This is a genomic window from Streptomyces sp. WZ-12 (assembly GCF_028898845.1).
In the GTDB taxonomy this organism is placed as follows: Bacteria; Actinomycetota; Actinomycetes; order Streptomycetales; family Streptomycetaceae; genus Streptomyces.
Genome location: NZ_CP118574.1, coordinates 5391695 through 5402977, shown reverse-complemented (window position 1 = coordinate 5402977; position 11283 = coordinate 5391695). Strand labels below are relative to the sequence as shown.

The 11283-nt window shown below is 73.8% G+C and carries 4 protein-coding genes; 1 reads left to right on the top strand and 3 read right to left on the bottom strand.

What is annotated here, in order from left to right:
• Positions 1-45: 45 nt before the first annotated feature.
• On the bottom strand, positions 46-3588 hold the full coding sequence (gene mfd, locus PV796_RS23440; RefSeq protein WP_274915320.1) for a transcription-repair coupling factor: 3543 nt from the start codon (positions 3586-3588) through the stop codon (positions 46-48).
• A 303-nt stretch (positions 3589-3891) separates the two neighbouring features.
• On the opposite strand from mfd, the gene PV796_RS23435 reads away from it, so the two are divergent.
• Entirely contained in the window at positions 3892-5655 is a 1764-nt protein-coding gene (locus tag PV796_RS23435; protein ID WP_446750621.1) for an MFS transporter, read from the top strand.
• A 325-nt stretch (positions 5656-5980) separates the two neighbouring features.
• Here PV796_RS23435 and PV796_RS23430 read toward each other — a convergent pair whose 3' ends face one another.
• Positions 5981-6901 (bottom strand): cellulose-binding protein, encoded by a 921-nt coding sequence (locus tag PV796_RS23430; RefSeq protein ID WP_342456928.1) that lies wholly within the window; start codon positions 6899-6901, stop codon positions 5981-5983.
• 1216 nt (positions 6902-8117) lie between these two features.
• Positions 8118-11279 (bottom strand): SUKH-4 family immunity protein, encoded by a 3162-nt coding sequence (locus PV796_RS23425; RefSeq protein ID WP_446750620.1) that lies wholly within the window; start codon positions 11277-11279, stop codon positions 8118-8120.
• Positions 11280-11283 lie beyond the last annotated feature (4 nt).

Here is an 11283-nt window from a genome sequence, read left to right as displayed (position 1 = left end):
CAACGGCGAGCAACCCCCACCGCGGGCAAGCCCAAAACGCGCGGGTCAGCTCAGAATGGTCGTGAGGAACTCCCCGACCCACGCCAGCAACTCACGCCCCACCACCGGCTTCCCCCCGATCCGCCCCGTCGTGGGCCGCGGCACCAGCACGTGCCGCGTCGCCGGCTTCAGGACCGTACGGGGATGCAGCCGCTTCAGGCGGAGTTCCTGGGACTCACGCAACTCCACCGGGCCGAAGCGGATGTTGGAGCCCTGGAGGGTGATGTCGGTGACGCCGCAGGAGCGGGCCAGCATCCGCAGACCGGCGACCAGGAGGAGGTTCTCCACCGGCTCCGGCAGCTTGCCGTAGCGGTCGGTGAGCTCCTCGCGGACCGCCGCGACGTCCTCCTCGGAGTTGGCCGAGGCGATCGCCCGGTACGCCTGGAGGCGCAGCCGCTCGCCCGGCGCGTAGTCGTGCGGAACGTGCGCGTCCACCGGGAGCTCGATCTTGACCTCCAGCGGGGGCTCCTCCTCCACGCCGCCCTCCAGGGACGCGCGGTAGTCGGCCACCGCCTCCCCGACCATCCGGACGTACAGGTCGAAGCCGACGCCCGCGATGTGGCCGGACTGCTCGCCGCCCAGGAGGTTGCCCGCGCCGCGGATCTCCAGGTCCTTCATGGCCACGTACATGCCGGCGCCCATCTCGGTGTGCTGGGCGATCGTGGCGAGGCGCTCGTGCGCGGTCTCGGTGAGCGGCTTCTCCGGCGGGTAGAGGAAGTAGGCGTAGCCGCGCTCGCGGCCGCGGCCCACCCGGCCGCGCAACTGGTGCAGTTGCGAGAGGCCGAAGTTGTCGCCGCGCTCGACGATCAGGGTGTTGGCGTTGGAGATGTCGATGCCGGATTCCACGATCGTGGTGGAGACCAGGACGTCGAACTTCTTCTCCCAGAAGTCGACCACCACCTGCTCCAGTTGGGACTCGCCCATCTGACCGTGCGCGGTCTGGACGCGCGCCTCGGGCACGATCTCGCGCAGCCGGGCCGCGGCGCGGTCGATCGACTCGACGCGGTTGTGGATGTAGAAGACCTGGCCCTCGCGGAGCAGTTCGCGGCGGATGGCCGCGCCGATCTGCTTCTGCTCGTAGGGGCCGACGAAGGTGAGGACCGGGTGCCGCTCCTCGGGGGGCGTGGTGATCGTCGACATCTCCCGGATGCCGGTGACCGCCATCTCCAGGGTGCGGGGGATCGGCGTCGCGGACATCGTCAGCACGTCCACATTGGCGCGCAGCTTCTTGAGCTGCTCCTTGTGCTCGACGCCGAAACGCTGCTCCTCGTCGACGATGACCAGGCCGAGGTCCTTGAACTTCGTCTCGGAGGAGAAGAGGCGGTGGGTGCCGATGACGATGTCGACGGCGCCGTCCTTGAGGCCCTCCAGCGTCGCCTTCGCCTCGGTGTCGGTCTGGAACCGGGACAGCGCCCTGACGTTGACCGGGAACTGGCCGTAGCGCTCGGTGAAGGTGCCGTAGTGCTGCTGGACGAGAAGGGTGGTGGGCACCAGGACCGCCACCTGCTTGCCGTCCTGGACCGCCTTGAAGGCCGCGCGGACCGCGATCTCGGTCTTGCCGTAGCCGACGTCGCCGCAGATCAGCCGGTCCATCGGGACCGACTTCTCCATGTCCTCCTTGACCTCGGCGATCGTGGTGAGCTGATCGGGCGTCTCCGCGTACGGGAACGCGTCCTCCAACTCCCGCTGCCAGGGGGTGTCCGGGCCGAAGGTGTGGCCGGGCGCCGCCATCCGCGCCGAGTACAGCTTGATCAGGTCGGCGGCGATCTCCTTGACCGCCTTCTTGGCGCGCGCCTTGGTCTTCGTCCAGTCCGCGCCGCCGAGCCGGTGCAGCGTCGGCGCCTCACCGCCCACGTACTTGGTGACCTGCTCCAACTGGTCGGTGGGGATGTAGAGCCGGTCCCCGGGCTGGCCGCGCTTGGCCGGCGCGTACTCCACCAGCAGATACTCGCGGGTGGCGCCCTGGACGGTGCGCTGCACCATCTCGATGTACCGGCCCACGCCGTGCTGCTCGTGGACGATGAAGTCGCCGGCCTGGAGGGACAGCGGATCGATCTGCTTGCGGCGACGGGCCGGCATCCGGGCGGCGTCCTTGCCCGCGGCCTTCTGGCCCGACAGGTCCGTCTCCGTCAACACCGCGACCTTCAGGCCCGGATCGACGAAGCCGTTGTCGATCGAGCCGCACGCCACGTGCACCACCGACGGCGCGATCGCGCCGAGATCGGCCTCCAGACGGGCCGCGATGCCCTCCCCGCCCAGCACCTCGACCGTACGGGCCGCCGGGCCGTGCCCCTCGGTGACGAACACCGTGCGCCAACCGTCCGCCAGCCACTGCTTGGTGTCGGCCAACGCCCGCTGGGTGTCCCCGCGGTACGTCTCCGGGGCGTGCATCCCCAACTTCAGGGTGTCCCCGTCGCCCTCCACCTCCTCGTCGGCGGCGAACGGCGAGACCGACCACCACGGCATGCCCAACTCCCGGGCGTGCTCCCGGACATCGGCGATGCCCCACAGCGACGCCGCGCCCACGTCGATCGGCGCCGCGCCCCCGCCGGCACTCGCCGCCCAGGACGCCTGGAGGAACTCCTGGCTCGTCGCCACCAGGTCCGCCGCCCGGGTCCGCACCCGCTCCGGGTCGCAGACCACCGCCATGCTGCCGGCCGGCAGCACGTCCAACACCAGCTCCATGTCGTCGACGAGCACCGGGGCCAGGGACTCCATGCCCTCGACGGCGATCCCCTCGGCGATCTTCCCCAGCAGCTCGCCCAGCTCCGGATGGTCCTCCGCCAGCGCCGCGGCCCGCTCCCGCACCTCGTCCGTCAGCAGCAGCTCCCGGCACGGCGGCGCCCACAGCCCGTGCTCGGCCACCTCCAAGGAGCGCTGGTCGGCGACCTTGAAGTACCGGATCTCCTCGACGTCGTCGCCCCAGAACTCCACCCGCAGCGGGTGCTCCTCGGTGGGCGGGAAGACGTCCAGGATGCCGCCGCGGACCGCGAACTCGCCGCGCTTCTCGACCAGTTCGACCCGCGCGTAGGCGGCCGCCGCCAGGCCGTCGACGATCTCCTCCAGATCGGCCGTCTGCCCCGTCCGCAGGCTCACCGGCACCAGCTCGCCCAACCCCTTGACCTGCGGCTGGAGCACCGAACGGATCGGCGCGACCACGACCGAGACCGGGCCGGCCGTCGGGTCGTCGGCGCTCGGGTGCGCCAGGCGGCGCAGCACCGCAAGGCGCCGGCCGACGGTGTCCGAGCGCGGCGAGAGGCGCTCGTGCGGCAGCGTCTCCCAGGACGGGAACTCCACGACGGAGTTCTCCTCGCCGGCCGGCATCAGCGAGCGCAGCGCGGCGGCCAGGTCCTCCGCCTCCCGGCCGGTGGCCGTCACCGCCAGCACCGGGCGGCCGCCCTGCCGCGCCAGCGCCGCCACCGCGAACGGGCGGGCGGCCGGCGGCCCGACCAGATCGACGTGCGGGCGGTGCCCGTCGGCCGCGGCCTTGACCGCTTCGGCGAGCGCCGGGTCCCGTACGACGGCGTCGAGCAGACCACTCAGGCTCATGAAAGGTTTCCGTCCCAGCGAGGCGAACAACGCGACCGGTCCGCCACCCCTCGCATAAGCGCCGACGGGCGCAATCGGACCAGGGCTGACCACCTTACGCTTGCCCACTGACAACCGGCCGCCCCAACGGCCGCCCGCCGCCGTCCCACCCTGCGAGAAACCCCGTTCCGCCCGGCCACCGCGCGTGCAAGGGTGTCCCCGGAACCGTGCCGACTACACGTATCGCGCCGACCACACGTACCCGCGCCAGCCGCGGCCGGGCAACGGGTCGGCCCCACCGCAGCACGGCAGGAGGGGGCCCCGGTGAACCGCACCACCCAGGACAGCCACGGCGACAGCCACGACACCGACCGGAACGGCACCGACCGGAACGGCGACACCGGGAACCGACCATCCGACGCCCGCGCCGCCGCCCGCCGCGGCCCCGTCGTCGCCGCCCTGATGCTCGGCATGGCCCTGACCGCCCTCGACTCGACGATCATCGCGACCGCCGTCCCCCAGATCGTCGGCGACCTCGGCGGCTTCGCCGTCTTCTCCTGGCTGTTCTCCGGCTACCTCCTCGCCGTCACCGTCACCCTCCCCGTCTACGGCAAGCTCTCCGACACCCACGGCCGCAAGCCGATCCTGCTCATTGGCATCGTCCTGTTCCTCATCGGCTCCCTGGCCTGCGCCGGCGCCTGGAACATGGGCTCGCTGATCGCCTTCCGCGTCCTCCAGGGCCTGGGCGGCGGCGCCCTCCAGGGCACCGTCCAGACCATCGCCGCCGACCTCTACCCGATGAAGGAACGCCCCAAGATCCAGTCCAGGCTCTCCAGCGTCTGGGCCGTCTCCGCCGTCGCCGGCCCCGGACTGGGCGGCCTGCTCACCACCTACGGCGACTGGCGGTGGATCTTCCTCATCAACCTGCCCGTCGGCACCGTCGCCCTCTGGCTGATCGTCCGTCACTTCCACGACACCCGACGCGACCGCCCCACCACCCCCGGGCAACGCACCCGCGTCGACTGGCCCGGCGCCCTCGCCATCTTCGCCGCCGGCGGCCTGCTGCTCACCGCCGTCGTCCAGGGCGGCACCGCCTGGCCCTGGCTCTCCGCCCCGTCCCTCCTCCTGCTCGCCGGCAGCGCCGCGGCCACCGCGGCCACCGTCCTGATCGAACGCCGCGCCGCCGACCCGATCATCCCCGGCTGGGTCTGGCGCCGCCGCACCATCTCCGCCGTCAACCTCGCCCTCGGCGCCCTCGGCCTGCTGATGGTCGCCCCGACCGTCTTCCTCCCCACCTACGCGCAGGCCGTCCTCGGCCTCGCCCCCACCGCCGCCGGCTTCGTACTCTCCGTCATGACCCTGAGCTGGCCGATATCCGCCGCCCTCAGCAACCGCGTCTACAACCGCATCGGCATCCGCAACTGCGCCCTCCTCGGCATCGGCGCCGCCGCCCTCGTCCTGGCCGCCTTCCCCCTGCTCCCCTACCCCGGCGCCGCCTGGCAGCCCGCCCTGCTCATGCTCGCCCTCGGCGCCACCCTCGGACTCTTCCAACTCCCGCTGATCATCGGCGTCCAGTCCTCCGTCGGCTACGCCGAGCGCGGCACCGCCACCGCCTCCATCCTCTTCTGCCGCCAGGTCGGCCAGTCCCTCGGCGCGGCCCTCTTCGGCGCCATCGCCAACGCCACCCTCAACGACCGCCTCACCCACGCCCCCACGGCCATCCGCGCCGGCCTGCCGCACGACCTCGACGCCGTCTCGCACGCCCTCCAACACGCCGGCACCCTCGTCACCGGCGCCGCCGACTACCTCCGCCGCGCCGTCGCCACCTCCGTCGAACACGTCTACCTCGGCGCCGCCGCGGCCGCCGCCCTCGCCTTCCTCGCCGTCCTCCTCCTGGCACCCCACCGCTTCCCCCTCCACACCGAAGCCCATCCGGGGGCGGGGGCGGCTCCCACCTCCGCCGCACCGGACGGGGGCCGCGCGCCCGCCCCGGAAGGCGGCGAGGACGCCGGGAACGGCGACGACGACAGAAGCGACCCGGCACGTCAACGTCAGGGACGGAAAGGATGGAAGGGACGGCAGGGATAGGAGCGAGGGCCGGGGCGAGAAGAACGGCGGGGGCACAGGCGGCACCAAGGACGGCGCCGGCGAGGCCACGGGCGAGGCCACCGGCAACGCCTCGGGCGTGCGGGCCGACTGAGCGCCGCCGGCGCGCAACGACCGGTAGCCCGGGCCACGGACGGGCCGCCGCCCTCCGCCGAAACCGCGTGCGGCCCGGAGCCGCAGTCGCGGATGCCGAATCCGAGGCGAAGGCCCAATCCGGTGCGGCGAAGGCCCAATCCGGTGCGGAGACGGTTCAGTTGTCGGATGTCGGACCCGGAGCTACCCGCCCGCGGGACCGACGTCGTACCGGCTACCGCCGCCCCGAACCGCGCCCGTCCACCCGCGGCAGCTCCGTCTCCAACGTCTCCTCGTCGTCCGGATCGTGGTCGGCCCGCACACCGGCCCCACCCCCCGAAACGGAACCGGAACCCGAACCGGAACCGGAAGCAACGGGAGCCCCCGCCCCCGGGTCGACGAAGTCCGCCGGGTCCTTCCCCGTCAACGCCGCCAGGCTGTTGCGCACATGCGTCATATGGATCCGGAGCTCCTCGCGCTTCTCGTCGTGCTCCCGCACGACCCGCTCGGCGGCCCGCTCGATCCGCTCGGCCTCGACCCGGGCCTGCGCCAACAGCTCCGCCGCCTGCGCCTCGGCGTCCTCGGACCGGTGCCGCGCGGCCTCCTCGGTCTCCGCCGTCAGCCGCCGCCGCTCGGCCCGCACCGCCTCACCGTGGGCCTCCAACTCGGCGACGCGCTGATCCATCTCGGTGTCCAGGCCCGCCAGTTCCCGCTCCAGGGCGTCCCACTCCTCGGTGTGCCGCACCTCCTGGTCCTTCAGCAACTGCTCGGTGCGCCGCCGGGTCTCCGTCAGCTCCGCCGCCGCCTGCGTCCGCAGTCGCTCGGCCTCCTCGATGGCCTCCGCCACGAGCAGCGCCACCTCTTCGGCGGCCGCCTTCTCGATGCGTCGCGCGTCCTCCTCGGCCTCCGCACGCATCCGCTGCGCCGCCTTGTCCGCCGCGGTCTGCGACTCCTGCGCGAACCCGGCCGCGTCGTCGTGCGCCTGCTCCGCGTCCGCCTCCGCCCCCGACCGCAACCGCGCCGCCTCGGACTCCGCCGTCGTCAAGATCAACCGGGCCTGCTTGCCCAGCGTCTCGTACGTCTGCTCCGGAAGCTGCGCCACGTAGGCGTGCAGTTCGGCGAGTTCGGCCTCCATCTCGTTCGACAGGACCGTCAACCGAGCAGCGCGTTCCCAGCAGGAGTCACGGTCGATCGAGAGTCCCTCGACGCGCCGATCCACGTCCTCCGGGCGATAGCCGCGCCCTCGCACGGTTTCGAACCCGTGTGGCGAAACCGAAGTACTCATCCCTCAAGCCCCTCTCCCTGCGCACGCAGTCGCGCGGGCCCCGTTTACTTCCGCACAGCCCCGCGCACATCTTTCTGGATCGGCCCGAAGCGGCTCCATCACGACACTCCGCCCATTCCCTCCCCCAAGGATGCGTCATTTGCCACCAGAAGCCGGAATTGGATCTTCGCCCGCGAGGGGGGTTGCCCGGGACCCGCCCTGACGCTCTCGACGGCACAACGCCGCCCCCACGCCACGGTTACGGCACCCCTGCATTCCGCCGGCTTTCACCCGCTTCCGCCACCCCGGGCCGCCACAGACCATTCCGACTCCGCCGGCACCTCCGACTTCTCCGGCTTCTCCCGCACTCTGCCGATTCGCCGATTCCGCCGGACCCTGCCGGCTGCGCTGGATTGCTCGCGGTGGCGGCGGGACGGGAGGGGTGTGTTCGTGGCTGGTGCCCTGCGTTGTCGGCTGTGGCCTGTGCCCGCGTTGGCTGTGGCCTGGTCCGCTGCCTTGCTCGCCGCCGCCTCCTCTTATCCGGCAACGAACGCGAGGCCGTGGGGAGTTCCACGTTCCGTTACGGATTGTAATCGGTGGGTGAGGGGTGAGGGAGGGCTGGGGATGGGGATGGGGTGGGCTGGGGGTGGTCAGCGGTGCGGGTGCCAGGTCGGCCGGCGGACCGGCCGGGGTCGAGCACGCTGCACCAGGGGGCGCGGCCGCGTGGCCGACCTCCCGGCCGAGACGGCGGGGAAGTCGCCCACGGCGCCGGGTCGGAGGGGATGTCCCGAAGCCCGCCCGCAGAATCTGGAGCAAACGCCCGGACATTCCTCCGGGTATTCCTCCGGGTATTCCTCATCTGACCGGCCAGGGGCGCCCGCACCGTGGGGGCGCCTCCCGGCCGAAGGCTGGGGGAGGGCTCCGGGACAGCCCCTCCGACCCCCAACCAACGGAGAGCGGACGAGGCCACCCCAGCCACTCCGCACGGGAACCCAACAACGCGGCGCGACCACACCGCACCCCCCGCCACGGCGCGCAACCACCGCCCCACCCGCCCCGGCGGAAGGCCCAACCACCGCGACCACAACGCGGGCTGGCCCGCGCACCGCTACAGCAGGCCGTCCCACATCTGTTCCAGCAGCACCGACCACCACGTCTCCGGTGACCCCAGCGCCGGCGGGTCCAACGCCACCAGCTGCGCCTGGAAGTCCACCGTCCACCGGCCGGCCTGCTCGGGCGTCAGCCCGTACCGCAGGCGCCACATCCGCCCCAGCATCGCCAGGCACCGCACGAACTCCGGCAGCCCGGTGTTCACGAACTGCGGCGCAACGGACTGCCCGCCGGGCCCCGCCTCCAACGGGACGGCGACGATGTTCGCGGTCCCGTACTGGACGCACAGTTGACGGCCGAAGTCGTTGCCCATGACCAGGTACGAGCCGGCGTCCGGCGCCGCCTGCACCCGCCGCTCCGCCGCCAGCTCCGCCAGCGTCGGCACCGGACGCCCCGGCTGCGCCTGCGCCCAGAAGAACGGTCCGAAGTCGACCGGCAGTCCGGCCCACACCAGCGTGTGCGCGACGACCTCCGGCACGCCCTGCCGGGAGACCGCCCGCTGATCGAAGCGGAAGATCCCCTGCGGCCCGAACGACTGCTCCAGCTCGTGCCCGATCGCCTGCGGCGGCACCGGAGGAACCGGCTGCACCTGCGACGGGTGCGGCAGCGGCACCCGCACCGGCGCGGGCCGCGCCGGCCCGTCGGCGACCTGGTGCAACTCGCCCTGGTGCTCGACCAGATGACGGACGCCCTGCTGCCGCGACGCGTGGTCCTTGCCGTACGCGGCGGTGTGGCTGATCCGCACCTGCGGCCAGGACTCCCGCACCATACGGGCGCAGTAGCCACCGGGCAGGTCGCAGCACTCCAACTCGGTGTGCAGCTCCACGACCTGCTGCGGCGGGACGTTCATCGCCCGCAGCTCGTGCAGCAGTTGCCACTCCGGGTGCGGCGTACCAGGCGCCGAGCGACGCACGATCTTCTGCTCGCTGCCGTCCGGCGCGCGGTAGCTCAGTACGGCCATGTAGCCGGGGCCGACGGTCGGTTGGCCACTGGGCGGCTGCGGATAGCCGTACGCGCCGGGGGCGGCGCCCTGCGCTCCGGCACCGGGTCCCCCGGGGCCCGGCGCACCGGGCGGGCCCGGCGGCGGGCCGGGCTGCGCGGGCGGCGCCATCGGTGGAGCGGGCGGCATGCCGGGGCCGGCGGCGGGCGGCGCTCCTGGGCCGCCCTGGCCGGCGGCCGGTGGCATGCCGGGGCCGCCCGGGCCGGCTCCCTGCGGACCGCCCGGGCCGCCGGACAGCGCGGCGCCGGACGCGAGCATGGTGGCCGCGGCGTGCACTCCGCCGTCGGCCCCCGCGCCGCTGTTCGGCGGCGGAGGAGGCGGAGGCGGACCACCCTGGCCGCCCCCCGACGGGCCGGCGTGGCCCGGCACACCGGACCGACCCGACGCCCCCATGGGCCCCGGCCCACCGAGCGGCCCGGGAGGAGGCGGAGGAGGAGGCGGAGGAGGAGGCACCCCGGGACCACCAGGTCCACCGGACCCACCGGACCCACCAGCTACGCCGGACCCACCAGGCCCACCCGTGGCGTCGCCCGGGCCGGGCATCGGGGCCTGGAGGGCCGCACCGTCCGCGAGCATCGTCGCGGCGGCGTGCACCCCGCCGCCCACGGAACCGGCCGCACCACCAGTACCTTGCTCAGCACCCTGGCCAGATCCCTGACCGGAGCCCTCGCCGGAACCTCCGGCGGAGCTCCCGCCGGACCCGTCCACCGCGCTCAAGTCCACGTCAGAGGCGTCCAGTTGGGACACAAGCCGCGTCGGCACGTAACCACCGGCCGGCGCACCAGCCACCGGCCCCGGGGACGCCGCGTCGGATGCGGAGGTCGGGCCGGACGCCGGCGCCTCACCGGGGCGCGCGTCCGACTGCGGCGCCCCGGAAGCCGCGCCCGCTTCCGCCTGTCCCTCTGGCCGTCCGCCGTCCCGTTCGGCGCCGGGAACCCCGGGCACCCCGGGGGGCGGCGGCACCGCGTCGGGCGGCGGCGGAACATCGGCGATCGGCGCCCCGGTCGGCGGCGGCAGGTCGCGCAGGTCGGCCGGCGCCACGGACGGTGCGGGCGGGGCCGGCGGCACGCCGGGCGGCGCGGGCGGCATCGGCGGCGGCGCGGACGGCATCGGGGGCGCCGCAGACAGCCCACCGGAAGCGTCCGCGCCCGCCCCGCCGTCCCGCGTGGGCAGCCCGGGCGAGATCTTCGTACGCGGCAACTGGCTGCCGCGTTGCAGCAGTTCGGTCTTGGCGTCGGGGCGCACCCGCGGCGTCGACGGGGTGTCCTCGTCGTCGGAACCGGCGAGCGGCGGCGCGAACACGGTCTGCGGCGGCGCCACCGAAAGGCCCTCGCCGTCCCCGCCCGCGGTGGTGTCCGCGGCGGCCCACGGCGCGTCCTCCCCCGAGGGAGGGGGAGAAGCGGGCGGGGGCGTGGCGTGCGCGGCGTCCGGCCCGGCGTTCACGCTCACGTCGGCCCAGGCGTCCGCCGCAGCGGGCCCGGGGACCGGCGCGGGGACGGACCCGGGAACGGCCCCCTCTCCAGAGGACCTCCCAGCGTCGCCCCCGGAAGCATGCACGGATTCGACACCAGCGCCGAACCCATAGCCAGAACCAGACTCCACATCAGCCTCAGCCCCAACATCAACCCCAACCGCCGCCTCAACCCCAGCGGCAGAGCCAGCACCAGCACCAGCACCAACCGCATCGGAACCAGCCGCATCAGCACCGGAATCGGACGCGGAACCGGAACCGGAACCAGCCCCGACCCCGGAACCACCCCCGAAAGTCCCGCCCTTCCGCCCCCCGATCCCCATCGCATCCGCCGCCTCCTGAAGCCACTCCGGCGGCGTCAGCAGGAACGAGGTGGCCTCCAGGTCGATCCGTTGCGGCGGTTCGGCCGCAACGTACCCGCCGTCCGCCGGCGCGCCGTACTCCTCCTCGTAACGGCGGATCACCTCGCCCACCGGCAGCCCCGGCCACAGCGTCGTCTCCCCGCTGTCCCGCGCGATCACCAGCCGGCTCCGGCCGCCCTCGCCCACCGGGCCGTCCTCGCGGTCCTCCGCCCAGGCCACGAAGCCCAACGCGAACTCCCGCACCCGCACCTCACGGTGGAACGCCGGCGGCACCTCGCCGTTCACCCACCGCTCCGCGCGCTCCTGCGCCTGCGCGAACGTCACCACCGCG